The following is a 25,937-nucleotide window of genomic DNA, read 5'->3' as shown; positions in this document are numbered from 1 at the left end:
TTATTTTGAATAAAATGCTTCTATATGTCTGTTGAGTTTTATCAGGTTCTCTTCAAAAAACTCATTTTTTGATCTCATTAAGTTGATGTAATTCACAAGTTTTTTTACATCGTCTTTTTTCTTTCCGGTTTTAGAGGCTAATTTTTCTATAAACTCCTCATCTAAAACATCTGTGTTTAAGTTTAAATCGCGTCGTATTTTTTCTAAAAAATACGTTATTTTTTTATCAACTAAGTTTTTATGGTCTTTGGTATCAAAATATAAATTAGATACTGTTTTTACAAAAGCAACTGTTGTGTTTTGTAATGGTTTGATGATTCTGATAATGCGTTGTCTGCGTTTCGCATTAAAAATCATAAACAGAATACCAAATATAATGGCTGTAAACCAAGCCCATTTAAAAGATAACTGTTCCAAAAACCAACCTAAATTAGATTCTTTTTCTACATCGCCATCATAACCCGTTTGAATTTTGGTATACGAATCAAAATACACATGATTATCTGGTAGATAAGATAAAATACCTTCAATGTATTTGTAGCGTTCTTCTTTTAAAAGATGATAATTGGTAAATGCTTTAGGTTCGGTATGTAAAAAAACGGTTCCCTTTCCAAAAGGCACTTGCAAAAAATTAGTATGCTTATAATCAATTTTTGAATGCCCTAAAACGGTGTGATTGATAGAATCAAATTCAGAAAAATATTGATCACTGGCATTTCTATCAAGTTTGATATCATCAATATTTACATGTTTCAATGAAAGATAAGAGATGCTGTCTTTTTCATTTTCAACAAAGTTAACACTCACATCAAGTGTATCATGAATCTTCTGAGGGAAATAATAGTCAGAGAGAAATAAAGTATTGCCAGCGTCTACAAAATTTAATAATTCATCTATAGAATCATCTTCAAGATAATCAGAATTCCCAATGATGATATAAGTTCCCTCTGCAATATGTTCACCATAACCATCTTCAGAATTAGCTTTTAAATAACTAGCCGGTTGATGGTAAACAGTTCTAACTTTATAATCTTTAAATAGCTTTGGTAATTCTTTATAAAGCACACTAACGCCATAAGGTTTGTTGCTTTTTTCATCAAAAGATTCTTCCCAATCAACGGTTTTGGTGCGTTTTACACCAATAACAACCGATGCAGTAATTACAAGCGCAACAAGTATAATAAGTACAGGTAAAATCTTCTTCATTACTTCACCTGATTTAAAAAGCTTGAAAAATTATTTTTCGCTTTGTTGTACTTATCTGTATTTAAAGGAAACTCACCATACCAAATGTAATTGTAAAGGTAGGAGGTGTATGCAAAATCTTTACTAAATGGTTTGCTACTTACTTCATCTAAATACTCATTGTTAGTTTTATCATCTTCAAATTTGATGTGGTTTTTTAGGCTCAGTGTTTTTAAAACAAGTAGGTAGTAATAACGAATGGCAAGTCTGTAATCATTATCGTTTTCAGCGTTTTTTATTAAAGCATGAATATCTGCATTTTCAATATTTTCAGCTGTAATTTCCTGATAAGTATTAATTGATTTATTCCTGTTTACGGTAAATAAACCTGTACCACCTTCATTTAATAAAACATATACTAAAAAGACTACTGCAAGTGCAATAGCTATGTAAAATACCCACGCAAAAGGACCGAAATTTATACTTAAACCATCTGAATTATTTCGCTCTTTGTGTTTAAGCTCTTCTTTTTTATAGTCTTCATAATTACCAGAACCTGGTTGTGTTTTGGTTACTATGTCTGTGCCTTCATAATTGTATTTATTACCATCATAACGATCTTTAAAATCGTCATCAAACGTTCTGATACTATTAGGTGTTTGAAGTGGGGCTAATCCAAATGATGGTTGGCGTCCAAAAACCATGAAGCATAGAAACAAGAATATATGTAGGTGTTTTAATTTCAAATATTCGACGGACTTAAAACTGAGGGTTTAGTAATTTGCTTTTGAACTTTAAAAGGATAAATCAGATAATAATAACTAATAATACCAAGTGTAATTAGAATGATGCCAACCGATAACCAATGTGGCATAATGTTAGAATAACGTGTAATGAACCCTTCTAAAAAACCGGCAGCAAAGGTGAAAGGGAATGTGCTAATTAAAATTTTAATTCCTGTTTTTGCTCCCATTTTAAATGATGTATATCTAGAATGTGTGGCAGGAAACAAAATACTAGTACCTAAGATTAAACCAGCTGCACATTCAATAACAATAGCGAAAATTTCCATGGCACCATGTATCCAAATACCTCGGACACTTTCCCAAAACACCCCTTTTTCATAGAAGAAATACTGGAAAGAACCTAGCATAATACAGTTATTAAACATAATATAAAGTGTACCAATGCCTAGAAATACACCAAGAACAAAAGCAATAATGCCAACGCGTAAATTGTTAATAGTTATGCCAATAAAACTCCCCCAATTACTGCCACTTTTGTAAACAGCCACAGGATCTCCAGCTTCAATATTTTCAAGAGACATATTTACATAATTATCTCCTAAAACCGAACGTACAAATTCACCATCATTAGCTGCTGAAATTGCTCCAATAAAAGTAAACGCTGAAAAAATAATAAAAGCGATATATATAAACTTTCGGTATTGATAACAAATCAAAGGCACTTCGGTTTTCCAGAAAGAAATGATTCTATTAGTATCTGTACTTTTAGTTTTATAAATCTTTTGGTAAGCGTTTGCAGAAAGCTGATTCAAATATGCAATTACCTTACTTTTAGGGTAGTAGGTTTGTGCGTAAGCTAAATCGTTTATAACATGAATGTATTGAGAAGCTAGTTCATCAGGATTATCAAAATCATTATTAACGATTGCTTTTTCAAAACTCAACCATTTTTCCTTATTTTGCTTGATAAATGCAACTTCCCTCATATATTTGATAAATTAAAATAATAAATGTCAGAGTTACAAATTAACACGACTCAAAATGTAAAAATTTCCTTCAACGCAGCTGGAGCAGGTGAACGATTATTAGCATTTATGATAGATATGGCCATAAAAATAGGTTATATGCTAGTTTTAAATTGGACATTTGGAGCGTTTGATAACATGGATCAATGGTCGCAAATAGCCATAAACACCGTACTAAGTTTTCCGGTAATGTTTTACACTTTGGTTTTAGAATCTATTTTACAAGGGCAAACCGTTGGTAAGCGTGCTTTAAAAATAAGAGTGGTTAAAATCGATGGCTACCAAGCCTCGTTTTCTGATTATGTAGTACGTTGGTTTTTTAGGATTGTAGATGTTTACATTTTTGGTCTCGGTTTTTTCATCATGTTATTCAATAAAAAAACACAACGATTAGGTGATATGGCTGCAGGAACAGCAGTTATTGGTTTAAAAGATAGTGTAAATATAAGTCATACTATCCTCGAAAATCTCAAGGAAAACTACAAGCCAACCTATCCAAACGTTATTAAGCTATCAGACAACGACGCTAGAATTATAAAAGAAACTTTTAGTGCCGCAAGAACAGCAAAAGATTATCAGACTTTAATTAAATTACGAGAAAAAATAATAGAAGTGGTTGGTATAAAAACCGTAAAGCATAGTACCGATATGGAGTTTATTGATGTTATTTTAAAAGATTATAATTTTTACACACAAAGCATGTAATGTTTTATACTATAGATATTTTAGGAACCATTGCCTTTGCCATTTCAGGTGTTTTAGTAGCCATTCATAAAAAAATGGACCTATTCGGAATTCTAATAATTGCTTTTGTTACAGCAGTAGGTGGCGGTACTTTACGCGATTTACTTATTGGGAATACACCAGTAAGCTGGATGAAAGACATCACATTTACTTATGTGATTTTGGGTTCTGCTGTATTTGCAATACTATTTAAAACGAAAATTAATTACTTAAGAACTTCTCTATTTTTATTTGATACTATTGGGATTGGATTATATACTTTGGTTGGTATAGAAAAAGGGCTAAACGCAGAATTACACCCAATAATTTGTATTGCATTAGGAACGATGACAGCCAGTTTTGGAGGTGTAATTCGAGATATATTATGCAATGAAATCCCAGTTATTTTCAGAAAAGAAATTTATGCAACTGCATGCATTTTAGGAGGAATCACCTATTTTTTATTGAGAGAATTCCCAATAAAAGATGATTATGTGTTTGTGATAGCTGGAATTGTAGTTATTGTTGTTAGGCTTTTAGCGGTTAAATTTAAAATAGCATTACCAACAATTTATTCTAAAGAAAATATCTAATTTAGAATTTCTACATTACGAATAAAGATATTCTTATCTGGCCAATCTCCATCATCAGTTTCAACAGCTGCAATTTTGTCTATAACATCCATACCTCTTGTAACATGACCAAAAATGGTGTAGTCACCATCTAAAAAATGGGCGCCACCTTTTTGACAGACAATAAAAAATTCAAAAGGAGAAGCCAATTTATGTGGGTTTCTAATTTCACTACTAGGCATTGATATAACACCTCTATCATGTTTAAAACCACGTTTTGTGTCAGGAGGTAATAGGTATTTGCCAATATGAGCTCGTTTTCTAGCAGTTTTTACGTCATCACTATTTCCAGCTTGAACTATAAAATTATCAATCACTCTATAAAACTGAGTATCGTTATAATAGCCTTGTTTAGTTAACCAGATAAAATTTGAACGATGAAACTTAGTTTCGTTGTAAAGTAAGATGTCAATTTCACCAAAATCAGTAGTGATGCGTACTTTATTTTCTTTATGGTGTTTATCATATTCCAAGAAAAACTCCATGGCGCTTTTAGAATCTAATTTTGGGAATTCGCGTTCAGGTTCTTTTGAGGTATCTTCTTTAGCCTCTTTTATAATTGGTTTTTCAACCTTAGTTTCAGGTATAGTTTTCTTTTTACTTTGTTTATCTTCACAATTCAGAAATATAAGAAAAAAACTTAAAAATAATAAGGCACGCATAGACTATGAAGTTTGACGAATTTTTAAAATTAGTTTCAAAAATAGAAAATATACCGCTTCCGGCCGAAACATCTCACTTCAAAATGGTGCCGCCGTTTCGTCAAGAACTCTTAAAAAAACAACAAGAGGCCATTAAAAAAGCAAAACATGCTGGAGTTTTGGCGTTATTTTATCCAGATGAAAATCAAGAAACAAAGTTTATTTTAATTCTCAGAAAAACATACAAAGGTGTACACTCTGCACAAGTAGCGTTTCCAGGAGGTAAACTTGAAATTCAAGATATATCATTGGAAGATACAGCTTTAAGAGAAACTTATGAGGAGGTTGGGGTGTCAGCAGATACGGTTCAGGTTATTAAAAAAATATCTCAAGTTTACATTCCACCAAGTAATTTCTATGTGCAGCCATTTATTGGAATAACACAAGTAACACCAAATTTTATAAAGCAAGATGATGAGGTTGAAGCGCTTATAGAAGTTAGTTTAAGACATTTTTTAGATGATAAGTCACTAGTGTTTAAAAAAGTAAAAACATCTTATAGTGTTGAAGTTGAGGTGCCTGCATTTAAATTAAATGATTATGTGGTTTGGGGAGCAACAGCAATGATGCTTAGCGAAATTAAAGACTTGTTAAAAGAACTTTTCTAATATGTTTGTTTTGTTACATTTGCATTCCTAATTTAATTAAAATTAAGTAACTTACTAACTAAAATTGATGCGTGATTTATGGGATTGATTAAAAGAAATCCATTCGGACATATATTATTTGTAAAAAAATGGCTCATTAGAATTTTGGGTGCTATGACCCATAGACGTTTTCGTGGGTTTAATGAGTTACAAATAGAGGGGTCTGAAATTATAAAAGATTTACCAGATAAAAATGTACTTTTTATATCTAATCATCAAACTTATTTTGCTGATGTGGTGTCTATGTTTCACGTCTTTAACGCGAGTTTAAGCGGGCGTACAGATTCTATAAAAAATGTTGGGTATCTCTGGAATCCTAAATTAAATATTTACTATGTAGCAGCCAAAGAAACCATGAAGGCTGGACTTTTGCCTAAAATTTTAGCCTATGTGGGCTCTGTGAGTATTGAGCGTACTTGGAGGTCTGAAGGGAAAGATGTTCAAAGGCAAGTTAAAATGAGTGATATCTCTAACATAGGTAAGGCACTTGATGATGGCTGGGTAATTACATTTCCACAAGGCACAACTACACCATTTAAGCCTATTAGAAAAGGAACTGCTCATATTATAAAACGTTATAAACCTGTTGTAGTTCCTATAGTTATTGATGGTTTTAGGCGTTCATTCGATAAAAAAGGCTTGCGTATAAAAAAGAAAAATATTCTTCAATCTATGGAGATTAAAGCGCCATTGGATATTGATTATGACAACGAAACTACTGAAGATATTGTAAAGAGAATTGAATACGCTATAGAGCAGCACCCTTCTTTTTTAAAAGTTATTCCTCAAAAAGAATTAGAAGAGCAAGAAGCACTTAACAGGCTGCGTGAGTGGTAGTTTGATTTAAAAAAACAGGATTGATTTCATGTTTTTTAACGTTGTTTTTTACTTAAAGAAAATTCTATTTCCCCTATTGGCATGTTTTAAGATCATTTAATCGAATTTATAAATTCTGCATAAATTTAATTGTTATTTTTCTTATTAATAAAACATATTAAAAACCTATTAATGAAGAATGACCTAATAATAAATTTTACCCCAACAGGTATGATTCCAACAAAGGAAATGACACCTCATGTACCTGTTATAGTTTCTGAAATTGTAGAAGATGTGCATGCGGCTTGTGAAATTGGAATAACTATGGTGCATCTACATGCTAGGGATGCTGTTACAGGTGTACCAACATATAAAAAAGAGGTTTATGCTGATATAATAGCAGGTATTCGTAAGTATGCGCCAGAACTTGTTATTTGCGTTTCATTAAGTGGAAGAGATTTTAGTGAATTTGAAAAGCGAAGTGACGCCTTACTTTTAGATGGTGATTTAAAACCAGATATGGGTAGTTTGACGTTAAGTTCTCTCAATTTTAATAAAACAGCAAGTGTAAATGCTCCAGATATGGTTTTTAACCTTGCCGCTAAAATGAAAGAGAAAGGTATTGTGCCAGAATTAGAGGCTTTTGATATAGGTATGATAAATTATGCTAAGTATTTAGAACGAAAAAAAGTACTTCAAGCCCCGTATTATTTTAACCTATTGTTTGGTAATATAGCTTGTTCACAAGCAAATCTATTGCATTCTGGAGTTATGATTAATGATCTGCCTGAAAATTCTTTTTGGAGCTTAGCAGGTATTGGAAATGAACAATTAAAAATGAATTCACTTTCAATTGCAGTTGGTGGTGGTGTGCGTGTTGGTATTGAAGATAATATTTGGTTTGATGCAGAAAGGACAAAACTAACAACTAATTCGGAGCTTTTAGAGCGCGTTCATTTAATAGCTAATGCTAATGGAAGAGGTGTGATGACTCCTAAAGATTTTAGAAAAAAAATGAATTTAGAGCCAGGTAATGGAAGTTATGGAAGGAAATTCAAGTAATTATTTTGTGAGAACAAGAGGGCGTAAATCTTCGTCAAGTTTAAAAAAGTATTGGAATGTAATTAGTAATGGCTTATTTCTTTTTGGATTAAGAAATAGGTTAGAGCAAATAGGGATAAATATAAATCCTTATTACTGGGTAGAAGAAGAATTTGCTCCTTGTATGGAACCCAGAATAAAAAATGATACTTCTAAATATACTTTAAAAGACTTGTCTTTAAAGGAAGTTGAGTTAGTTATAGAGCATCATTCTGCAAAAGACAAGGCTAAACTAATTAAAGGTTTTAAAAATGGCCAATTGTGTGTTGGCTTAGAAAATAATGGTGAAATTGCCTCTTTTATGTTTGTTGAATTTAATGATTTTGAGCATAGAGGAAGAGCATTTAAATTAAAACCTAACGAAGCTTATCTTTTTAATATGTGGACATTTCAAAATTACAGAGGTAAGAACTTAGCTCCTTATTTGAGATATCAAACTTATAGAATGTTAGAAAAGAAGGGTATTGATGTTAAATATAGCATTACACAATATTTTAATAAATCCTCAATTAAGTTTAAAAATAAATTAAACTCTAAAAATCATTATTTATTCCTAAGTGTTGGTCTGTTTAATATATTTAAGTGGAATTTTACTCTAAAAAAATATAGTTAATTCATTTGAAGATTTTTTGAGAATCTATATTAAAATTTTATAGAGTTTTAAATATGAGTTCACTTTCAGTTATAATTTATTATTAGATGCTTATGAAACCTAAAAAGAACAAAAAAATATCCACTTATGAAAAGATTAAAAATGCTTTAAGTAATGGGTTGTTCTTATTTGCATTTCGAAATTGGCTGGCAGGCAAAGGAGTAGATATTAGACCATATTACTGGGTTCAAGAAGAAGTAGAGCCTTGTGAAGTTCCTAAAATAAAAAATGCTTCTTCGAAATTTTCAGTAAGAGAGCTAACTATTGAAGAGGTTGTTTCTATTAATGAAGGAAATACCTCAATTGTTATAGAAGACACTGTTAGAGATATGGAAAATGGACAACTTTGTATTGGCTTAGAAACCAATGGTGAAATTGCTGCATATAATTTTGTTGAATTAAATGAATTTGAGTTTAAAGGAAGAGTTTTTAAACTTAAGTCAAATGAAGCTTACTTATTGAATATGTGGACGTTCCATGAGTATAGAGGTAAAAATTTAGCTCCTTACTTAAGGTATCAATCATATAGATTCATAGAGAAGTATAATAGAAATATAAAGTACAGTATTACTGATAGTTTTAATAAATCCTCTATAAGATTTAAAAAGAAACTAAACTCTAAGCATCTAATTTATTATTTAAGTGTAGTCTTGTTTAAAAAGTATACATGGAATTTTACATTGAAGAAATATAAATAAGATTTATTTTTTATTCGTTAATAACTCATAATAACTCCCTTTTTTAACCTTTGTAGAAATTTATATTTTGCGTTACTTATCTAAATAACGTAAATGAAGGTCTGTATTGCCGAAAAACCAAGTGTTGCCCGAGAAATTGCTGCTGTATTAGGCGCAAGTACAAAACGCGATGGCTATTTTGAAGGCAATGGCTATGCGGTAACATATACATTTGGGCATTTATGTACTTTAAAAGAACCTGTAGATTATAAATCGTATTGGAAAAGTTGGGATTTAAACAATTTACCGATGCTTCCTGAAAAATTTGAAGTGAAAGTATCTTCAAATTCTGGGATAAAAAAGCAATTTAATATTGTAAAAAGTTTATTTGATAAAGCCGATGTTGTTATAAACTGTGGTGATGCAGGGCAGGAAGGAGAGCTTATTCAGCGTTGGGTAATGAGTGAGGCTAAATACAAAGGCGAGGTAAAACGTTTATGGATTTCATCTCTAACTACCGAGGCTATTAAAGAAGGGTTTCAAAATTTAAAGCCTTCAGAAGATTACGATAACTTGTATTATGCTGGTTTTTCTAGATCTATAGGAGATTGGTTGTTAGGTATTAATGCTACTAGATTATATACCGTAAAACATGGCGGATACAAACAAGTCTTGTCGGTAGGTCGCGTGCAAACGCCTACATTAGCAATGGTTGTAAACCGATTTAAGGAGATTGAAAACTTTAAACCACAGCCATATTGGGAATTACAAACGCTTTATAGAGATACGCTTTTTAGTTATGAAGATGGACGTTTTCTTAAAAAAGAAGATGGTGAGGCTTTAGCAAATAAGGTTAAAGAAAGTGATTTTGAAATTGAATCGATTACCAAAAAGAAAGGTAAAGAATATGCACCAAAACTGTTTGATTTAACTGGTTTGCAGGTGTATTGTAATACCAAATTCGGGTTTTCAGCAGACGAAACATTGAAAATAGTTCAGGCATTATATGAGCGTAAAGTAGTCACTTATCCTAGAGTTGATACTACGTTTTTACCAAATGATATATATCCTAAAGTGTCTGGGATTTTACAGAAGTTGACTAACTATTCAAAATTAACGCAACCGCTTTTAGGTAAAAAGATAAAAAAATCAACACGGGTTTTTAATGATAAAAAAGTAACCGATCATCATGCTATTATTCCAACTGGGATGCAAACCAATTTACAGTATAACCAACAACAGGTTTACGATATTATTGTAAAACGTTTTATAGCTGTCTTTTATGATGATTGTTCTGTGTCCAACACCACAGTTTTAGGAAGTGCAGCTAAAGTAGTTTTTAAAACTACCGGAAAAGAAATTTTAGATAAAGGGTGGCGTATTGTTTTTGAAAATCCAAATGCCAAAGAAAAAGAATCGGGTATTTTACCCACTTTTGAAAAAGACGAAAAAGGTTCGCACGAACCTTCGTTTTTAGAAAAAGAAACCAAACCACCAAATCAGTTTACTGAGGCCTCTTTGTTGCGTGCTATGGAAACTGCAGGGAAACAAGTGGATGATGAAGAGTTGCGCGATTTAATGAAAGAGAATGGTATTGGAAGACCATCAACACGTGCTAATATTATTGAAACGCTTTTTAGAAGGAAATATATAAAACGAAATAAGAAACAGGTTTTGCCAACGGTTACAGGTATTCAGTTGATTGATACGATTCAAAATGATTTATTGAAATCTGCTGAATTAACGGGCTCTTGGGAAAAGCAGTTGAAAGATATTGAGAAAGGTGAGTATACTGCTGGTGCATTTATAAAAAATATGAAGCGTATGGTAGATGCTTTAGTTTATGAGGTTAGAAGTGAAAAACGTGCTAATATTTCTCATGCTACAACTGTAAAAAATCGAGCAGCTAAAGCTGAAGCTAAAAAAGGTGCAGGAATTACTGCTGAAAAATGTCCAAAGTGTAAACAAGGTCAGATTATAAAAGGGAAAACGGCTTATGGTTGTAGTGCTTATAAAACAGGTTGCAATTTTGTAATGCCGTTTAAATTTGAAGGTAAAAAGATTTCTGAAAAACAATTTATTAGACTGCTTCAAAAAGGATCTACGGTTAATTTAAAGGGTTTTAAAACCAATTATGGAACAGTTGAAGGTTTACTGCGTTTTGATGATAGTTTTGAGCTGAAATTAGAGCCTAAACAAACTACGCCTAAAACTAAAACGGATGAATTAAGGTGTCCTAAATGTAAAAAAGGAACAGTTATAAAAGGAAAAACAGCTTATGGTTGCAGTGCTTATAAATCAGGTTGTGATTTTAAAGTAACTTTTGATGCTGTTAGAGCAAAAATAAATGGGCAAACACCAACTAGAGAACTTGTTCATAATATCTTGAATGGAAGCATCTAAAACAAACCAGAGACATTTTATAATCTTTAAACCTTACGGGTATTTGAGTCAGTTTGCTAGTAATGACTCCAAACAACAATCTAAAAAATTTCTTGGTAGTTTGCATGATTTTCCGGAGGGTACTATGGCTATTGGTAGGCTAGATGAACCTTCTGAAGGTTTGTTGTTATTGACTACTGATGGTAAAACAAGCGCCCATATAAATAGCCAAAAAGTTGAAAAAGAGTATTACGCCCAAGTGGATGGAATTATTTCTAAGGAGGCTATTCTGAAACTAATAACAGGTGTTGATATTACAGTTGATGGCTTGGTATATAAAACGAAGCCTTGTAATGTCTTTATGTTAAATGCTATTCCTGATTTGCCTGAGCGAGCAAAAAAGATAAGGGATGATAGGCATGGACCAACAAGTTGGGTGTCTATAACTTTAAAAGAGGGTAAATTTAGACAAGTTCGAAAAATGACTTCGGCAGTTGGTTTTCCAACGTTGCGTTTGGTACGTGTTAGAGTAGGAGGTATTCAAGCACATACTATGCAAGCTGGTGATGTTGTTGAGGTTTTTGAGTTTGAAGTTTAAAGGCCTTATGCGGAAAGCATGAACGCTTAATGTTTAGAAATACCAATAACAAACTAACCCGCGTTAGGGATTGAACGGTATGTTTGATCCCGATATTAATCGGGAGAGTAGTGAAAGCTTGACCGCCTGTTCTGAGCGCAGTCGAAGGGTGAGGTAACGCTCAAAATATATTTTAAGCATCTAACTTCTTTAATTCTTTGTAGTTGCGATTTAAACGCTTTAGAAGGATGCCGTAAATTAACCAATAAAACAGGAGTAAAACACCAATAACAACAGCGAGAACTAAGATTATAACAATAATAATAACTGCATAAAACTTAAAAACTTCTCCGTTTGCTGTGGCTAAATCAAGTTTATTTGAGAATTCAGGATTGTGATTAAACCCATAAAGGGCACCTATAACTGCGCCAATAACCAAAGAAACAAGATTGAAAATAACGTAATACTTTACTGTTTTCCTGGTTTTTATAATGTTTTCCATTAAGGTTTTAGAACTATCTGTAGCAGAAATGTTCTTGTAATTTTTGTAGAATAAATAGAAAAAATAGAGTAAAACGCCGTAGCTGATAATGCTAAACGGAATGAGTATGTGGTTGATGTCTAGAGCTTCTAACTTCCCTGAATATGAAGTGCCTTTGAATGAAAAGGAGATGGCAAGCCAAAACGCAAATTCTAAAATACTTATGATAAAAATCCATTTAACAATGGAGGATGATTTTTTGAGAATCATCTTATAAATTTCGTTGTAAGAGAGTTTAGGGTACTTATCGTTCCCTTTATTCCAATCTTTTTTGAGTATATCTAATTCATCCATAGTATTACGGATTTAAAATGGTTCTTAGTTTCGTTTTTATCCTATTCATTTTCACGCGGGCATTCACTTCACTTATTCCCAATGTTTCACTTATTTCTCTATAATCTTTGTCTTCTAAATACAAAAAGACTAACGCCTTTTCAATATCGTTTAATTGATGAACGGCTTTATAGAGAACCTTTAATTGTTGCTCTTCTGTATCGTCATAATCCTCTGCTTTTATTTTAAATTCTACGCCTTCAAAATCTTGTGTTTTTATAGAGCGTTTTGATTTTCTGTAAAGTGTAATGGCTGTATTTAATCCTACCCGATACATCCATGTACTGAACTTTGCATCGCCTCGAAATTTAGGATATGCTTTCCAGAGTTGTATGGTTATTTCTTGAAATAAATCGTTGTGTGCATCATAATTATTGGTGTACAAACGGCAAACTTTGTGCACAATATTTTGATGCTTTTCTAGCAATTCTACAAAACTATGTTCTAGTTCTTTATTCAATGGGATGGTTTAGTTATAATGTAAGTAGCTTAAATTTTTAAAACGTTACACATAGTTTAAATTATTTTTTAAAGCGTATGTTTTAATAGGCTAGGAGTGTTTAAAAAAGGTCGTAAATTTTGATAAAAATTATACTTATTATTTAAAATAGCACTTAAAAATCAGCATTTTTATAATGTTTAAACTTTTTGTTTATATAAATGTAATTAATATCTGGATTTGAGTTAATTAAGTATACGGTATAAATAAAATCTATGATGCGTTTTTAATGCTTTTTTAACCTTTTTTAGTAGTTGCGTATAGCTAATATATAAAAAAATAATTTAGTAATATTTTGTGCAAAAAATCTTTTAACAGTTTTAGAAATTCTCAAGTTTTTATCCCAGTTTTTACGCTTTTTTAAATTCAAAAAAAGGGTTACTCCTAATCTTGAAATTCATTTTTTATGAGATTTTTAAACTCAAAATTTCAATTCATCATCTAAAATTTACAGTTCGGTCATTAAGAGTTTTTGTATTCATTCTTGTGTTGCAAATTTGTCTCATCAATTTAAGTCAATCAAAATTCAATCAACAAAAAACGAACAGTAAATTTTATTAATCATGAAAAAAATAACCATCATTCTAATAGCATTAATCAGTATTCAAATTTCTGCTCAAACAACTATAAGCGGAACTATTTTAAATAACAAAAACGAACCCATTGTTGGAGCTAATATTTATTTAGAAGGTACTTACGATGGAAGCACATCTATGGAAGATGGAACGTTCGCTTTTCAAACTTCAGAAACAGGAACACAAACTTTAGTTGTGTCGTTTTTGTCTTATGAAACATTTACTATGGTAGGCGATATTTCTTTTATGAAAGATGTTACTATAAAACTTAAAGAAGATGTTAGCACTTTAGATGCTGTGGTATTATCTGCAGGAACATTTTCAGCAGGCGATAATAGTAAAGTAAATGCATTAAAACCACTAGATGTTGTAACAACAGCAAGTGCATTGGGCGATTTTGTAGGCGCATTACAAACCTTACCAGGAACCACTACGGTTGCCGAAGATGGTAGATTATTTGTACGTGGTGGCGATGCTAACGAAACTCAGATTTTTATTGATGGTATTCGTGTATTTACACCATATTCACCAACAACCAATAATGCACCAACAAGAGGGCGTTACTCACCGTTTTTGTTTGATGGTATTACTTTCTCAACAGGAGGATACTCTGCAGAGTTTGGGCAAGCCTTATCTAGCGTACTACTTTTAAACACTATTGACGAACCCGACCAAGAGAAAACCGATATTGGTATAATGAGCGTTGGTGCAACACTGGGCAATACTCAAAAATGGGAAAAGAGTTCATTGAGTGTAAATGCCTCTTACATCAACTTAGCGCCTTATAACGCTATTTTCAAAAACAGAAACGATTGGATTAAACCTTTTGAAACAGCTTCAGGAGAGGCGGTTTACAGAAAAAAAACCAATTCAGGCTTATTTAAACTCTACGGTGCTTTTGATGCTACTAATTTTGAGTTAACTCAAGAAGATATCAACAGACCAGAAGGCGCATATTTTAAACTAAACAACAATAACTTTTATTTAAACGGATCGTATCAAGGCGTTTTAAACGATACTTGGTCAGTTTTTGGAGGTCTAAGTTATACAAGAGCAAAAAACAACTTAATCTTTATAGAAAGTGATATTAACGATACAGAAAACTCACTACACACCAAGCTAAAGTTTAAAAACAGAATCAGTAACCGATTAAAACTCTATTTTGGAGCAGAATATTTCGCAACCGATTTTAAAGAATCCTACGAAGATGAAACGATCGATAAAGTAAGCTACGGGTTTAACAACAACATTGCAGCAGCATTTGCTGAAGCCGATATTTTTATATCAAAACAACTCGCCTTTAAAGCAGGTTTACGTGGTGAGTATTCAGAGCTGTTTAAAGATTTCACCTTAGCTCCAAGAGTATCTTTAGCCTATAAAACCACCAGTAAAAGTCAGGTATCTTTAGCCTATGGTAATTTTTATCAAAATCCATCAAGTAACATTTTAAAGTTTAACCAAGATTTAAAAGCAGAAAACACATCGCATTATATCTTTAACTACCAATACAATGCAGATAGAAAAATATTTAGAGCCGAAGCTTATTATAAAGCGTACGAGAATTTAGTAAAATACGATACCGAGTTTACAAACTTCGATACTAATTTCACAAACAACGGTAGTGGTTTTGCACGTGGTATAGATTTCTTTTGGAGAGACAGCAAAAGCATCAAAAATTTCGATTATTGGGCAAGCTACTCCTATCTAGATACTAAGCGCGATTATAAAAACTACCTAACCAAAGCCCAACCCAATTTTGCAAATACGCACAACCTATCATTAGTCGGTAAATATTGGGTAGATAAATGGCGCAGTCAAGTAGGCTTTAGTTACGCCTACGCTTCGGGCAGAACCTTTACTAACCCAAACCAAACAGGTTTTTTAAACGATAAAACCAAGGCCTTTAATAGCCTAAGTTTAAACTGGGCGTATTTAATAAGTCCACAAAAAATACTCTATGCATCTGTAAATAATGTATTAGGTTTTAAAAATATTAATGGCTACCAATATGCCAATACACCAAATGCCAACGGAAATTTTAACAGGCGTGCATTACAACCAGCAACAGATCAATTCTTTTTCGTCGGTTTCTTCTGGACCATTAGCGAAGATAAAAAGAGCAACCAGTTAGATAATCTTTAGGGCGTTACCCCAAAAAGGGGTCGGGCTATCCGTTACAAGTCCTCGCTTTTGCACTAAGGTGCAAAAGCTGTGGGCTTTTCACTTCTATCCCTAACGCAGGTGTATTTGCTAGCTTCAATTTTTAAAGAGAAATGAGGTTTGTTTTTGGGAAGTTCGTTTACTGAGTTTTGATATAAGTATTAATGGTTTTATAAAACTACTTTTAATTATTTCAAGGTTTTAAATTTACAATTTAATTAGAATGGAGCATTTCCATGAAACACCCATTGTTTTTGTTTTTTCTTCATAACTATCATGTCCGTGCTACCATGTCCACCAATAATGTATTCCTTTTCAACAATAATAAAAGCTTTTGTTTTCTTTTTATTAAAGAAAGGATACGAAATTTTATAGATTGGATCATGAGTGACTTTAGAAACATTTCGTATTTTGTTTAAAGAGTCTACATCTTTAAAATTAATAAAATTTATATTATCATAAATTATAAGTTTTTTATTCCATTTTATTTTTTTCCAATTTTTATAAATCCCTTTCATTTCATCAATCTCTTTATTATTAAAAAGCCATTCTTTGTTTCTATATAAATATTTTGATTTTTTAGCTTTCTTTTTCCAACCTAAATAGCCGTTAAAAATGGCCTCTGGTTTTTTAATGAGTGATAGAGAATTAATATATACATTCATTGGTTTGGATTGATGTAGGAAGTACTGATTAATTACATTATAATCTTCTTTCTTTTCTGCTTTTTGTGAAGCACAACTACAAATAAAAAATAAAAATGTTAAGTGTAATAGTTTCATGATTTTAAAATTTAATCGCATTCTGATCCAATTGGATTAATAGTAATCATTGTTCCATTAGCATCAACAAAAGAAAACGTACAAGAGGGAAATCCTCAGGGTTTTCCGAGTAGGCAACTACCAAAGCAATTAATTATACACGGTGTTGTGCATAGTTTTTTACATATTTTCAAATTGATTTTTCCGTTTCTCAAATTCAATAAATTCTGTTTCGTTCAAACCCAACAATTGGCAAGTAAACTCAATAAAATTTGTTTCCGTTTTACTTTTTAAAAAATCAAATATTCTATGTTGATAAAAAAGATTATCCAAATCCTCAATCTTTAATTCAGAGTATCGTTTTCGTGATTTGGGATATTTTTTCCAGCAATCTTTATAATATTTATAGATCAGATTAGATATATACTCACTTAATTCATTCAGAGTGTTTTCTGGAATTTTTGAGACAGATAAATCCGTAAAATGTTTTTCAACTTTTGAAAAGAATTCTTTTTTAGATTCAAGTTTGTTTTCAGTTTTCCAAAACATTTTAATCAGTCTAATTGGTTAATAGATTCCGCAATTTTTTCTATTTGTCTTATTTCGTGATTCCAGAAATAAACTTTGTCAGTCAGAATTCCGTTTCCACTATGAGTCAATATAATTAAATTCCCAAATCCGTCAGAACCGATTGCGATTCCATTTTCAGGAAACCCGTTCCATTCTCGCGCATTTTTTGTTTCAAGTCCAATGTGATTACAAGTCCGACTTATTCTTTTTCGGTCAGATTTATCAAAAAAAGGATAAAGTTCAAATTCAAATTCGTCCGTTACTAATTCGCCACCATTTGATTTTATCATTCGGTTTTTAAATTCAGTAGGGAATTTTACGTTCAGTTCAGATTCCGTTTCTTTTATATACTTTTTGTCAATTGGAAATGGCATTTTGAAGTTTGGTTAAATTATGCACAATCTTTTAACGGATATGCGTCGTTTTAATGACTTATATCCGACGGTAAACGAAGTTATCATTTTTTTCTGACAAAATAAAACACAGAAGTATTTATAATATCACCCAAATTTTGAATTTCCAGACATGACAAATATCATAGTAATTAAGCTAAGTAAATAATAATTTTAAGTATTGAAATTATGATGAGGTTATGCAATAGTAATCACATCTCTTAAAACTAAATGTCATGGAAGCTAAAAAAAATCCAAATCTGGAAATAGGAAGAAATAGCGGCATTTACTTTGCTATTGGGCTTAACTTAATGTTGCTCTTGTCTTGGCAAGCTTTAGAATATAGAACTTATGAAAAAGATAATGTGGTTCTAGATCTTGTTGAAATGGATAGCGAATTTGAGGAAGAAATCCCTATTATGAATGCTAATACACCGCCACCGCCACCACCGCCTGCTGTGGTTCAAGAATCTATTCAAATTGTAGAAGATGTTGAGGAGATTGAAGAAACCGTAATTGAAAGCACGGAAATTGGTCAAGACGATGCTGTTGAAGAACGTATTGTTGAGGTGAGCGATGTTGAGGTTGAGGAAATTGATGAAGATGTGCAAGTAGCTTTTGCAGTAATTGAAGATGTACCTGTATTTCCAGGTTGCGAGGGTTTATCAAAACAGGCTACAAAAGATTGTTTTCAGAAAAAAGTGCAAGAGCACGTGGCTTCAAACTTTAACTATCCACAAACCGCTTTAGATTTGGGTATCCAAGGACGCGTTTCAGTAATATTTGTAATTGATAAAAACGGACATATTACTGGTGTTAGATCTAGAGGACCAGATCAAATTCTTCAAAAAGAAGCAGAACGTATTATTAGTAAATTACCAAAAATGAAACCTGGGAAACAGCGTGGGAGACCTGTAAAAGTGGCTTATGCTGTACCTATATTCTTCAAATTTCAAGATGGTTGATTAGGAGCGTAAAAGGGTTTTATATCAATGTGAGTAAAAGGCAGTCTGAATAATTTTTCAGATTGCCTTTTCGGTTTAATTCAAATGCTTCACAGCATCGTTATGTAATATCACTTTTCTAAAGTCTCCGGGTTGCTTCTCATTCATTAATTTTAAACCATCACTAGCCTCAATCAACATATTAAAATTAGCTTCACTAGCATGGTATTGTAACTTGCTTTTGTATGTGGTTATCAGCATAAAACTATATGGTGTTTCTTCTGTAGGTTGCGTTTCTAATAACTGATAACTGTCTATATAACCTTTTTCAATAGCCTTAATACGCAATTGTTCCCAATTGTTTTGATAGTAAAACAAGGCTTCGGCTTTATTGTTATTTAAAACCTGCACGTAGTCAATCATTGATATTTTTTCAGTCTGAGCATAACTCCATGAGACAATTATAACTAACAAAAATGTGATTATTCTTTTCATAATTTAAAATTTTAAACAAAGAAAAATAGGTAATCTAATAGTCAAATGATAAAGGTTTAACATTTCAGCAACAAAAAATAACAGTTCAGTAAGTTGGTTTTTAAAAACATGAGCTTCTGTTGGATATTTGTCTCATCATTAAAAAAAAGCAACCATTATGAACTTTTCAAAGAAAAATAACGAACACAGAAACAACAATAGGTGGCATGTGAGTAAAAATATAATTGCACTTATTTGCCTTTCATTTTTAACATTAACAAGTCTTAATGCACAAGACGAAAATTTAGCAGACATTACTGTAGTCATTTCAAACTTTGATAATAACGAAGGAAAAGCTTATGTAGCACTATACAACTCAGAAGCTAGCTTTCTAAATAAAGGGTTTGAAGCTACTTTTACTAAAATAGAAAACAATACATGCACAGTAGTTTTTAAAGCGGTTCCAAAGGGCGTTTATGCAATCTCTATGTTTCATGATGAGAATGATAATAATAAATTGGATACAGCCATTTTTGGTATTCCAAAAGAAGATTATGGTTGCTCAAACAACGCTACTGGGTTTATGGGGCCACCTAAATGGCAAGATGCCAAATTTCAAATTAATAATAAATCAATCACACAACACATAACACTTTAATACATTAATACCATGAAAAAATTAATCATCATCGCAACACTTTTAGTTTCTGGATTTATAAATGCACAAACTAACTATGAAAAAGGCATGCAAAAAGCCTTTGATCTTTGGGGAGAAAATAAACCCACAGAAGCAGCAAACTTATTTGAGCGTATTGCAAATGCAGAACCAGACAATTGGTTACCGCCATATTATGCAGCACAAATTAATATCATTTACAGTTTTGGAGAAAAAGATGAAGAGGTACTTTCTGCTAAACTTAAAAAAGCTCAAGATTTAATTAACGATGCCACAGCCATCTCAAAAGAAAATCCAGAAATATTGGTATTACAAGCTCTGTTACACACCGCTTGGGTAGCTTATGATGGAGCTACGTATGGCATGACTTTATCAGGAAAAGTAGTAGAACTTTATACAAAAGCAAATATGCTTGCGCCTGAAAATCCAAGAGTAGTATATTGTAAAGCAGAGTGGGATATAGGTGGTGCTAAATATTTTGGGCAAGACACTAAACCATTTTGTAAAGAACTTGAGCGTGCCATAGAACTTTTTGCTAACTTTAAACCAGAAACACCTTTTTATCCAAATTGGGGAGCAGACCGAGCAAAAATGCTATTAGAGTCTTGCGGTAAGTAAAATAAACAGCTAAATAATTATTATGAAATCGACTAAAAATATCATTTTAACCTTTATCATAGGATGTGCCATTTTTGTAGTTGGCAACCTGTTTTCTGGTGGGTTTGATTTTGAAACTACAAATGAATTTTTAATCGATTTCGGATTTTATCAACTGTATTCTTTTGTGTTAGGGTATTCCAATATGTATTTTTTCGATTACATGGAACGCCGAAATTGGAAAAAGAATGATACCATTAAACGTATAGTAATTGGTATTCTAGGAGCCACAATTATAACCTTAATTGGCTTATTTGTACTCAGAGCGTCCACCCATATGGTATATGCAGGCCTTACTTTTAATGAATTCATTTCTAGAGAAAAATTTGAGTACTATCAATTCGGGTTATGGGTAACGTTAACCATTGTTGTTATTTTTCATGTCATCTATTTTTATAATAGATATCAGCAAAATAAAATTAAAGAACAAAAAGTAATTGCAGGTACAGCAAGTGCAAAGTTTGATGCTTTAAAAAACCAGTTAGATCCGCATTTTTTATTCAATAGTTTAAATGTATTAACCAGTTTAATTGAAGAAAATCCAGATAATGCACAAAAATTTACAACCTCGTTATCAAAAGTATACCGCTATGTTTTAGAGCAAAAAAACAAAGAGTTAGTTACGGTTGATGAGGAGTTGCAATTTGCAAAAACCTATATGTCTTTACTTAAAATGCGTTTTGAAGATAGTATTGTTTTTACAATGCCCGAAAGTGCATCAAATCCAGAAAGTAAAGTGGTGCCATTATCATTGCAACTATTGTTAGAAAATGCGGTAAAGCATAATATGGTAACATCAAGTAAACCTTTGCATATTAGGATTTATGAAGACCAAGGAGATTTGGTAGTTGAAAATAATTTACAACCCAAACAAATAGTCAAAAAGAGTAGTGGTGTAGGTTTAAGTAACATCAAACAACGCTACGATTTATTAACCAACAAAAAAGTAAATATACACAAAGAAGCAAATCGTTTTGCAGTAGCAATACCTATGCTTACTAAAAAAATATCAGTCATGAGAACAGAACAGTCCATATCACAATTAGATGACAGTTACATGCGAGCATTAAACCATGTAGACGAACTTAAAGGGTTTTATTACAGTGTTATATCGTATTGTTTAGTCATTCCTTTTTTAATATTTATTAATTATAAAACCTCATGGAGTTTCCAATGGTTTTGGTTCCCAATGTTTGGTTGGGGTATTGGTTTAGCTATTCAAGCCTTTAGGGTTTTTGTAAATGATGGTGCATTTGGAAGAAAATGGGAAAAACGCAAAATGGAGGAGTTTATGCGTAACGAAGATAAAAATTGGGATTAAAAAATTAAAAAAATGGAACAATTACAAGATACAGAAACTAATAAAAAAGCAATAAGAGCCCGTAAGCGTATTGAAGATATAAAAGGGTTTTATCAGCATCTCTTTGCTTACTGTTTATTTTCACCGTTCATGATTTTTATCAATTATAAAACCTACTGGGAATATAAATGGTTTTGGTTTCCAATTTTAGGTTGGGGCTTAGGAGTAGCCATTCATGCTTTTACAATTTTTGTTCACAAAGGCAACTTCGGGCGTGATTGGGAAGAACGCAAAATTGAAGAAATAATGCGTAAAGAAGAAAACAAGTGGGATTAAAAAATTAAAATTATGGAAAATTATAAATTAGAACCGTATCAAAATAAAAACCATCAAAAAGAACAAGCATATACACGAGCAAAAAAACGTGTAAAAGAGATTAAAGGCTTTTACTGGCATGCCTTCTGGTATGTAGCAGTTAATATTTTTATTATAACTATGGTGGTGTCAAATGGAGGAGACTTATTTCATTTCGGAACCTTTTCAACGGCCCTTTTTTGGGGGATAGGTTTAGGCTTTCATGCACTTGGAGTATTTGGTAAAAATCTCATTTTTAGCAAATCTTGGGAAGAACGTAAGATTAAACAATACATGGATAACGATAAAAAACAATGGAAATAGAATAATTTGGGCGTTACCACAAGGGTCGGGCTATCCGCTATATCTTTTTTGCATGTTACATTCAGCACAGTCGAAAGGTATTAGTTTAAGCAAAAAATGATGCCGCTTCTATCCCTAACGCAAACCAGTATTCCCATCAAAAAAAATAAATGGAAACTAACAACCTTTTACATAACGCAAACATTATAATGCATGTTATTTTTGGCTCTACCGCATTAGCTTTGGGCTTAATAGCGTTATTAAGTCAAAAAGGGAATAAGCTCCATAAAAAAAGCGGGAAACTGTTTTTATGGTGTTTAATTGTGGTAATTATTACAGGTTTAATAGGTGTTTTTATTTTTAATCGTAACACATTTTTATTGGTAATTACTGCAGATAGTGCTTACTTGGGGTTTTCAGGTTATAGGGTTTTAAAAAATAAAAGCAATAAACTAAAATTGTTGGATGTTTTTGTGGCCATATTAACGCTAATGTCCGTATCCTATTTTTTGTATTGTTTTAAATCTATTGGGATGATCTGGTCGCCAATAATTATTTATAGTACGGTTGGGTATTTGTTGTTTATAATTACCTATGATTTTTTACGTTACCTAGTACCAAAATCTAAATATAAAAACCTTTGGTTATACGAACATATTTTGAAAATGGTAAGCGCATTTAGTGCTATTTTATCAGCATTTTCAGGAACTGTATTTGAAGATTATCAACCATATAGTCAATTTTTGCCATCCACGTTATGCATGGTTATTGCTATTGGATTTATAATCTATTATGCTAAAAAAAATAAATCAATTAAAAGATAAAATAAAATGAATATCATCATTATAGAAGACGAAAAACCATCAGCAAGACGTTTACAACGCATGTTGCAAAAACTAGATTTAACAACAGATGTTATGCTACATTCCGTAGAAGAATCTATTAATTGGTTTCAAAATAACGACCATCCAGATTTAATATTTCTAGATATCCAGTTAAGCGATGGCTTATCCTTCGAGATTTTTGAAGCTATAGAAATAAAATCTGCCATCATTTTCACCACTGCCTATGATGAATATGCACTTAAAGCTTTCAAGTTAAACAGTATCGATTATTTACTAAAACCTATTGACGAAGACGATTTAGCAAGCGCAGTAAAAAAATACCAAGAACGAGCACCTCAAAAACAAGCTGTAACCTTAGATTTTAATGATATTAAAAAACTACTAGTAAACCCAATTGATAGAGAATACAAAAAGCGCTTTTCAGTAAAAGTAGGGCAACATCTAAAACTTATAAATATTGATGACATAGAATGTTTTTATAGCGAAAATAAAGGTACCTATTTGCATACCACAGAAGGTAGAAACTATCTTTTAGATACCACACTGGATAATTTAGAGAACGAGTTAGAACCGCAAACTTTTTTCCGAATTAACCGTAAATTCTTTGTAAATATAAATGCTATAAAAGATATGGTAAGCTACACCAATTCGCGTTTACAAATAAAACTCAATTCTTATAACGAACAAGAGGTTATTGTAGCTAGAGAGCGTGTTAAGGATTTTAAGGGGTGGTTGGAATAGTGTTTTATTACTTTTCAATTTCCCCATAGTTATTCAGTACTTTTAAAGCCCATAAAGTTTGTATACCTGCCCACTCTAATTTAGTGCCTTCACTAATACCATACCAGGTATCCCATCGTCCATCGTCTTTTTGTTTGTTAACTAATTCTTTTAAGTCAGATGTAATTGTCTCTTTATTAAATAACGAATGTAAAATGCTCTCCGGAGATGTAGCGTAATTTAAACTGTGAGGTTTTCCGTAAAGTCCCCAACCTTCATCGGCTTTATCTTTACAAACTATGCCGTCAACTAATATCCATTTTTTTAAGTTGTTAATAGTTTCTTCAGCTTTATCTTGATTTTTAGTATACTTTAAAAAAGTCAACCATCTTGGTACGCATAAATAGCAAAAAACATGTTTATCTTTTATTCTCTCAAATTCACTCCAAACAAACTGTTCAGCTTTTTTCATCCAAGGAATATCAATCTCATATTTTTCTAAAATTCCAAGTAGTGGTGCGGTAGTACTCAATGCTGCCCATTCTTTCACAGTTTTAAAATGTCCTTCACAAGGATAATCACTTTTGGGTCTAAACATCCATGGAATTCCTCCTTTTTCTGTAGTTACACTTTGAAAATAAGGCATAAAATCATTTAGAATAATTTCTTTGGTCAGATAACCAACTTCATCGAGCGTTTCAAGTGCCATAATACTAAAAAGAGGTTGGCTTTCTGGTGAAGCAGTGTCTGGTTCCATGCCGTGTCCAAATCCACCATCAGGGTTTCGGTAAGCATATACTGCGTGATAAACACCATTCTTATCTCCGTTTGCAAAATGAAATTCAAATAAACGCCTTTCAATCATTCTGGCATTTGTCAATATAAAATCTCTAGCTTTAAGGTATTTATTCTTAGATAAAATCATGCCTTTTACTTCTTAGCTAACCTTCGCATAACAACCCATTGTTTTAACATCGCCTTCGCATCTTGTGCAGGATATCCTAAAACCGTTTCGCCAGCTTTAACATTATTCATAACCCCAGAACCAGCACCAACAGTTGCTCCAGATTCGATGGTGGTATGGTCTTTAATGGAAGCGCTTCCGCCAATAATAACACCATCTCCTAAAGTTACAGAACCTGCAAGTCCGCTATGTCCAGCCATAATACAAGAGCGTCCCATAACGCTGTTATGAGCTATTTGTACTAGGTTGTCTATTTTGCAGCCATCACCAATAATAGTGCTACTAAATTTAGCGCGATCCACACAGGAATTTGCTCCAATTTCAACATAATGCCCAATAATAACATTTCCAATTTGAGGGATTTTTGTTAAGCCTCTGCCATCATCACTTGGTCTATATCCAAAACCATCAGCTCCAATACTTACATTGGTATGGAAAATACAATGGCTACCAATTAAACAACGTTCTCTAATTACAGTTCCAGACCATGCAATAGTATTATCACCAATAGTGGTTTCATCAAAAACACAAACATTAGGATACAAAATCACACCATTTCCTAATTCTACATCTTTTCCAACATAGCAGTTAGCACCAATTTTACAACCATCACCAATTTTAGCAGTTTCATGAATAACAGCGGTTGGATGAATATCAGTTTCAAATTCTGGTGCCGGTGGATTAAATAACTCTAATACTTTAGCCATAGCCAAATCTGCATTTTTAACCTTTATTACAGCGCGATTGTCTCCAGGTTCTACCGTTAAATTATCATTAACCAAAACTGCACTAGCTTCAGATTCTGCCCAATACTTTATGTATTTACTACTTCCTATAAATGTAATGTGTTGGTTTTTAGCGTTTTGAAGTTGTTCTGGTCCTTCAATATTATTTGTGGTATTGCCAATTAATTCACCTTTTAATAGATCATTAATTTCTTGGATAGTGTAAGATATCATGTAGTAGTATAGTTAGTGTATTTGTAAAACTACTAGAAAAAAAATA

At 32.1% G+C, this 25,937-nt stretch carries 30 protein-coding genes; 18 read left to right on the top strand and 12 right to left on the bottom strand.

The annotated features are described in order from the left end of the window. Genes DIS18_RS01500 through DIS18_RS01490 form a run of 3 tightly spaced genes read right to left on the bottom strand, consistent with a single transcriptional unit; the run spans nucleotide 1 to nucleotide 2,917 of the window. Nucleotides 1-1,206 (bottom strand): DUF4350 domain-containing protein, encoded by a 1,206-nt coding sequence (locus tag DIS18_RS01500; RefSeq protein ID WP_109351279.1) that lies wholly within the window; start codon nucleotides 1,204-1,206, stop codon nucleotides 1-3. Then, on the bottom strand, nucleotides 1,206-1,904 hold the full coding sequence (locus DIS18_RS01495; protein WP_146191777.1) for a hypothetical protein: 699 nt from the start codon (nucleotides 1,902-1,904) through the stop codon (nucleotides 1,206-1,208). The genes DIS18_RS01500 and DIS18_RS01495 overlap by 1 nt, the downstream gene beginning before the upstream one ends. 23 nt (nucleotides 1,905-1,927) lie before the next feature. Continuing rightward, nucleotides 1,928-2,917 carry a stage II sporulation protein M gene (locus DIS18_RS01490; protein ID WP_109351277.1) on the bottom strand — a complete coding sequence of 330 codons (990 nt, stop codon included), beginning with the start codon at nucleotides 2,915-2,917 and terminating at the stop codon, nucleotides 1,928-1,930. Nucleotides 2,918-2,941: 24 nt separating this feature from the next. On the opposite strand from DIS18_RS01490, the gene DIS18_RS01485 reads away from it, so the two are divergent. Together DIS18_RS01485 and DIS18_RS01480 are read left to right on the top strand one after the other, a co-directional pair. Then, nucleotides 2,942-3,661: an RDD family protein gene (locus DIS18_RS01485; RefSeq protein ID WP_109351276.1), complete on the top strand. Its 720-nt coding sequence runs from the start codon at nucleotides 2,942-2,944 to the stop codon at nucleotides 3,659-3,661. Further along, a complete protein-coding gene (locus tag DIS18_RS01480) occupies nucleotides 3,661-4,272 on the top strand; it encodes a trimeric intracellular cation channel family protein (protein WP_109351275.1) in 612 nt (203 codons plus the stop codon). Before DIS18_RS01485 ends, DIS18_RS01480 begins: the two co-directional genes overlap by 1 nt. On the opposite strand, the gene DIS18_RS01475 is transcribed toward DIS18_RS01480, so the two are convergent. Beyond that, nucleotides 4,269-4,973, bottom strand: coding sequence for a peptidylprolyl isomerase (locus DIS18_RS01475; protein ID WP_109351274.1), 705 nt, complete (start codon nucleotides 4,971-4,973; stop codon nucleotides 4,269-4,271). The two genes, DIS18_RS01480 and DIS18_RS01475, sit on opposite strands and share 4 nt — an antisense overlap. Nucleotides 4,974-4,978: 5 nt before the next feature. Here DIS18_RS01475 and DIS18_RS01470 point away from each other — a divergent pair, with 5 nt between their 5' ends. The 7 genes from DIS18_RS01470 to DIS18_RS01440 all read left to right on the top strand — a co-directional run bounded on the left by DIS18_RS01470 (nucleotide 4,979) and on the right by DIS18_RS01440 (nucleotide 11,885). Next, the gene (locus DIS18_RS01470; protein ID WP_109351273.1) at nucleotides 4,979-5,620 is read left to right on the top strand and encodes an NUDIX hydrolase; all 642 of its coding nucleotides are present in this window, start codon (nucleotides 4,979-4,981) and stop codon (nucleotides 5,618-5,620) included. A gap of 78 nt (nucleotides 5,621-5,698) precedes the next feature. Then, nucleotides 5,699-6,496 carry a lysophospholipid acyltransferase family protein gene (locus tag DIS18_RS01465; protein WP_109351272.1) on the top strand — a complete coding sequence of 266 codons (798 nt, stop codon included), beginning with the start codon at nucleotides 5,699-5,701 and terminating at the stop codon, nucleotides 6,494-6,496. A gap of 171 nt (nucleotides 6,497-6,667) precedes the next feature. Next, nucleotides 6,668-7,537: a beta-keto acid cleavage family enzyme gene (locus DIS18_RS01460; protein WP_109351271.1), complete on the top strand. Its 870-nt coding sequence runs from the start codon at nucleotides 6,668-6,670 to the stop codon at nucleotides 7,535-7,537. Continuing rightward, nucleotides 7,518-8,189: a GNAT family N-acetyltransferase gene (locus tag DIS18_RS01455; protein ID WP_181363967.1), complete on the top strand. Its 672-nt coding sequence runs from the start codon at nucleotides 7,518-7,520 to the stop codon at nucleotides 8,187-8,189. The genes DIS18_RS01460 and DIS18_RS01455 overlap by 20 nt, the downstream gene beginning before the upstream one ends. A gap of 92 nt (nucleotides 8,190-8,281) precedes the next feature. Further along, nucleotides 8,282-8,926, top strand: a complete 645-nt coding sequence (locus DIS18_RS01450) for a hypothetical protein (protein ID WP_109351269.1) — start codon at nucleotides 8,282-8,284, stop codon at nucleotides 8,924-8,926. A 93-nt stretch (nucleotides 8,927-9,019) separates the two neighbouring features. Next, the gene (locus DIS18_RS01445) at nucleotides 9,020-11,308 is read left to right on the top strand and encodes a type IA DNA topoisomerase (RefSeq protein WP_109351268.1); all 2,289 of its coding nucleotides are present in this window, start codon (nucleotides 9,020-9,022) and stop codon (nucleotides 11,306-11,308) included. Further along, entirely contained in the window at nucleotides 11,295-11,885 is a 591-nt protein-coding gene (locus DIS18_RS01440; protein ID WP_109351267.1) for a pseudouridine synthase, read from the top strand. The genes DIS18_RS01445 and DIS18_RS01440 overlap by 14 nt, the downstream gene beginning before the upstream one ends. 172 nt (nucleotides 11,886-12,057) lie before the next feature. Here the strand turns inward: DIS18_RS01440 and DIS18_RS01435 are convergent, their stop codons facing one another. Then, nucleotides 12,058-12,699, bottom strand: a complete 642-nt coding sequence (locus DIS18_RS01435; protein ID WP_109351266.1) for a hypothetical protein — start codon at nucleotides 12,697-12,699, stop codon at nucleotides 12,058-12,060. 4 nt (nucleotides 12,700-12,703) lie between these two features. After that, nucleotides 12,704-13,198, bottom strand: a complete 495-nt coding sequence (locus tag DIS18_RS01430) for an RNA polymerase sigma factor (protein ID WP_109351265.1) — start codon at nucleotides 13,196-13,198, stop codon at nucleotides 12,704-12,706. Nucleotides 13,199-13,800: 602 nt separating this feature from the next. On the opposite strand from DIS18_RS01430, the gene DIS18_RS01425 reads away from it, so the two are divergent. Beyond that, on the top strand, nucleotides 13,801-15,954 hold the full coding sequence (locus DIS18_RS01425; protein WP_109351264.1) for a TonB-dependent receptor: 2,154 nt from the start codon (nucleotides 13,801-13,803) through the stop codon (nucleotides 15,952-15,954). Nucleotides 15,955-16,190: 236 nt separating this feature from the next. On the opposite strand, the gene DIS18_RS01420 is transcribed toward DIS18_RS01425, so the two are convergent. The 3 genes from DIS18_RS01420 to DIS18_RS01410 all read right to left on the bottom strand — a co-directional run bounded on the left by DIS18_RS01420 (nucleotide 16,191) and on the right by DIS18_RS01410 (nucleotide 17,677). Next, nucleotides 16,191-16,754, bottom strand: a complete 564-nt coding sequence (locus DIS18_RS01420) for a hypothetical protein (protein ID WP_109351263.1) — start codon at nucleotides 16,752-16,754, stop codon at nucleotides 16,191-16,193. Between the two features lie 159 nt (nucleotides 16,755-16,913). Then, nucleotides 16,914-17,282, bottom strand: a complete 369-nt coding sequence (locus DIS18_RS01415) for a hypothetical protein (RefSeq protein WP_109351262.1) — start codon at nucleotides 17,280-17,282, stop codon at nucleotides 16,914-16,916. A gap of 5 nt (nucleotides 17,283-17,287) precedes the next feature. Continuing rightward, nucleotides 17,288-17,677, bottom strand: a complete 390-nt coding sequence (locus DIS18_RS01410) for an SMI1/KNR4 family protein (protein WP_109351261.1) — start codon at nucleotides 17,675-17,677, stop codon at nucleotides 17,288-17,290. 254 nt (nucleotides 17,678-17,931) lie between these two features. Between DIS18_RS01410 and DIS18_RS01405 the strand changes: the two genes are divergently transcribed. After that, the gene (locus DIS18_RS01405) at nucleotides 17,932-18,660 is read left to right on the top strand and encodes an energy transducer TonB (protein ID WP_109351260.1); all 729 of its coding nucleotides are present in this window, start codon (nucleotides 17,932-17,934) and stop codon (nucleotides 18,658-18,660) included. Between the two features lie 75 nt (nucleotides 18,661-18,735). Here DIS18_RS01405 and DIS18_RS01400 read toward each other — a convergent pair whose 3' ends face one another. Next, nucleotides 18,736-19,134, bottom strand: a complete 399-nt coding sequence (locus tag DIS18_RS01400) for a hypothetical protein (protein ID WP_245925555.1) — start codon at nucleotides 19,132-19,134, stop codon at nucleotides 18,736-18,738. Between the two features lie 157 nt (nucleotides 19,135-19,291). Between DIS18_RS01400 and DIS18_RS01395 the strand changes: the two genes are divergently transcribed. From DIS18_RS01395 to DIS18_RS01365, 7 genes are all read left to right on the top strand, one after another. Next, a complete protein-coding gene (locus tag DIS18_RS01395) occupies nucleotides 19,292-19,771 on the top strand; it encodes a DUF2141 domain-containing protein (protein ID WP_109351259.1) in 480 nt (159 codons plus the stop codon). 12 nt (nucleotides 19,772-19,783) lie between these two features. After that, entirely contained in the window at nucleotides 19,784-20,407 is a 624-nt protein-coding gene (locus DIS18_RS01390) for a hypothetical protein (RefSeq protein ID WP_109351258.1), read from the top strand. A gap of 22 nt (nucleotides 20,408-20,429) precedes the next feature. Then, on the top strand, nucleotides 20,430-21,767 hold the full coding sequence (locus DIS18_RS01385; protein ID WP_425428162.1) for a histidine kinase: 1,338 nt from the start codon (nucleotides 20,430-20,432) through the stop codon (nucleotides 21,765-21,767). A 12-nt stretch (nucleotides 21,768-21,779) separates the two neighbouring features. Continuing rightward, nucleotides 21,780-22,082, top strand: a complete 303-nt coding sequence (locus DIS18_RS01380) for a 2TM domain-containing protein (RefSeq protein WP_109351257.1) — start codon at nucleotides 21,780-21,782, stop codon at nucleotides 22,080-22,082. A gap of 12 nt (nucleotides 22,083-22,094) precedes the next feature. Then, on the top strand, nucleotides 22,095-22,424 hold the full coding sequence (locus tag DIS18_RS01375; RefSeq protein WP_109351256.1) for a 2TM domain-containing protein: 330 nt from the start codon (nucleotides 22,095-22,097) through the stop codon (nucleotides 22,422-22,424). A gap of 149 nt (nucleotides 22,425-22,573) precedes the next feature. Continuing rightward, nucleotides 22,574-23,227: a hypothetical protein gene (locus DIS18_RS01370; RefSeq protein ID WP_146191776.1), complete on the top strand. Its 654-nt coding sequence runs from the start codon at nucleotides 22,574-22,576 to the stop codon at nucleotides 23,225-23,227. Between the two features lie 6 nt (nucleotides 23,228-23,233). Continuing rightward, nucleotides 23,234-23,989 (top strand): LytR/AlgR family response regulator transcription factor, encoded by a 756-nt coding sequence (locus DIS18_RS01365; RefSeq protein ID WP_109351254.1) that lies wholly within the window; start codon nucleotides 23,234-23,236, stop codon nucleotides 23,987-23,989. 7 nt (nucleotides 23,990-23,996) lie between these two features. Here the strand turns inward: DIS18_RS01365 and DIS18_RS01360 are convergent, their stop codons facing one another. Then, nucleotides 23,997-24,893 carry a hypothetical protein gene (locus DIS18_RS01360; protein WP_146191775.1) on the bottom strand — a complete coding sequence of 299 codons (897 nt, stop codon included), beginning with the start codon at nucleotides 24,891-24,893 and terminating at the stop codon, nucleotides 23,997-23,999. A 5-nt stretch (nucleotides 24,894-24,898) separates the two neighbouring features. Then, complete coding sequence (lpxD, locus tag DIS18_RS01355; protein WP_109351252.1) at nucleotides 24,899-25,891, bottom strand: UDP-3-O-(3-hydroxymyristoyl)glucosamine N-acyltransferase; 993 nt, start codon at nucleotides 25,889-25,891, stop codon at nucleotides 24,899-24,901. Nucleotides 25,892-25,937 lie beyond the last annotated feature (46 nt).

It is taken from the genome of Algibacter marinivivus (assembly GCF_003143755.1).
Lineage (GTDB): Bacteria > Bacteroidota > Bacteroidia > Flavobacteriales > Flavobacteriaceae > Algibacter_B > Algibacter_B marinivivus.
This window is presented reverse-complemented; position numbering and strand designations above follow the sequence as displayed.

What these genes read in the sequence shown, in the direction of transcription:
- DIS18_RS01455 (WP_181363967.1), top strand. Translation starts at nt 7,518, where the DNA reads ATGGAAGGAAATTCAAGTAATTATTTTGTGAGAACAAGAGGGCGTAAA.
- DIS18_RS01360 (WP_146191775.1), bottom strand. Translation starts at nt 24,893, where the DNA reads ATGATTTTATCTAAGAATAAATACCTTAAAGCTAGAGATTTTATATTG.
- DIS18_RS01380 (WP_109351257.1), top strand. Translation starts at nt 21,780, where the DNA reads ATGGAACAATTACAAGATACAGAAACTAATAAAAAAGCAATAAGAGCC.
- DIS18_RS01445 (WP_109351268.1), top strand. Translation starts at nt 9,020, where the DNA reads ATGAAGGTCTGTATTGCCGAAAAACCAAGTGTTGCCCGAGAAATTGCT.
- lpxD (WP_109351252.1), bottom strand. Translation starts at nt 25,891, where the DNA reads ATGATATCTTACACTATCCAAGAAATTAATGATCTATTAAAAGGTGAA.
- DIS18_RS01500 (WP_109351279.1), bottom strand. Translation starts at nt 1,206, where the DNA reads ATGAAGAAGATTTTACCTGTACTTATTATACTTGTTGCGCTTGTAATT.
- DIS18_RS01440 (WP_109351267.1), top strand. Translation starts at nt 11,295, where the DNA reads ATGGAAGCATCTAAAACAAACCAGAGACATTTTATAATCTTTAAACCT.
- DIS18_RS01450 (WP_109351269.1), top strand. Translation starts at nt 8,282, where the DNA reads ATGAAACCTAAAAAGAACAAAAAAATATCCACTTATGAAAAGATTAAA.
- DIS18_RS01480 (WP_109351275.1), top strand. Translation starts at nt 3,661, where the DNA reads ATGTTTTATACTATAGATATTTTAGGAACCATTGCCTTTGCCATTTCA.
- DIS18_RS01395 (WP_109351259.1), top strand. Translation starts at nt 19,292, where the DNA reads ATGAACTTTTCAAAGAAAAATAACGAACACAGAAACAACAATAGGTGG.
- DIS18_RS01410 (WP_109351261.1), bottom strand. Translation starts at nt 17,677, where the DNA reads ATGCCATTTCCAATTGACAAAAAGTATATAAAAGAAACGGAATCTGAA.
- DIS18_RS01425 (WP_109351264.1), top strand. Translation starts at nt 13,801, where the DNA reads ATGAAAAAAATAACCATCATTCTAATAGCATTAATCAGTATTCAAATT.
- DIS18_RS01375 (WP_109351256.1), top strand. Translation starts at nt 22,095, where the DNA reads ATGGAAAATTATAAATTAGAACCGTATCAAAATAAAAACCATCAAAAA.
- DIS18_RS01365 (WP_109351254.1), top strand. Translation starts at nt 23,234, where the DNA reads ATGAATATCATCATTATAGAAGACGAAAAACCATCAGCAAGACGTTTA.
- DIS18_RS01370 (WP_146191776.1), top strand. Translation starts at nt 22,574, where the DNA reads ATGGAAACTAACAACCTTTTACATAACGCAAACATTATAATGCATGTT.
- DIS18_RS01470 (WP_109351273.1), top strand. Translation starts at nt 4,979, where the DNA reads ATGAAGTTTGACGAATTTTTAAAATTAGTTTCAAAAATAGAAAATATA.
- DIS18_RS01465 (WP_109351272.1), top strand. Translation starts at nt 5,699, where the DNA reads ATGGGATTGATTAAAAGAAATCCATTCGGACATATATTATTTGTAAAA.
- DIS18_RS01475 (WP_109351274.1), bottom strand. Translation starts at nt 4,973, where the DNA reads ATGCGTGCCTTATTATTTTTAAGTTTTTTTCTTATATTTCTGAATTGT.
- DIS18_RS01420 (WP_109351263.1), bottom strand. Translation starts at nt 16,754, where the DNA reads ATGAAACTATTACACTTAACATTTTTATTTTTTATTTGTAGTTGTGCT.
- DIS18_RS01390 (WP_109351258.1), top strand. Translation starts at nt 19,784, where the DNA reads ATGAAAAAATTAATCATCATCGCAACACTTTTAGTTTCTGGATTTATA.
- DIS18_RS01385 (WP_425428162.1), top strand. Translation starts at nt 20,430, where the DNA reads ATGAAATCGACTAAAAATATCATTTTAACCTTTATCATAGGATGTGCC.
- DIS18_RS01400 (WP_245925555.1), bottom strand. Translation starts at nt 19,134, where the DNA reads ATGAAAAGAATAATCACATTTTTGTTAGTTATAATTGTCTCATGGAGT.
- DIS18_RS01405 (WP_109351260.1), top strand. Translation starts at nt 17,932, where the DNA reads ATGGAAGCTAAAAAAAATCCAAATCTGGAAATAGGAAGAAATAGCGGC.
- DIS18_RS01485 (WP_109351276.1), top strand. Translation starts at nt 2,942, where the DNA reads ATGTCAGAGTTACAAATTAACACGACTCAAAATGTAAAAATTTCCTTC.
- DIS18_RS01460 (WP_109351271.1), top strand. Translation starts at nt 6,668, where the DNA reads ATGAAGAATGACCTAATAATAAATTTTACCCCAACAGGTATGATTCCA.
- DIS18_RS01415 (WP_109351262.1), bottom strand. Translation starts at nt 17,282, where the DNA reads ATGTTTTGGAAAACTGAAAACAAACTTGAATCTAAAAAAGAATTCTTT.
- DIS18_RS01435 (WP_109351266.1), bottom strand. Translation starts at nt 12,699, where the DNA reads ATGGATGAATTAGATATACTCAAAAAAGATTGGAATAAAGGGAACGAT.
- DIS18_RS01490 (WP_109351277.1), bottom strand. Translation starts at nt 2,917, where the DNA reads ATGAGGGAAGTTGCATTTATCAAGCAAAATAAGGAAAAATGGTTGAGT.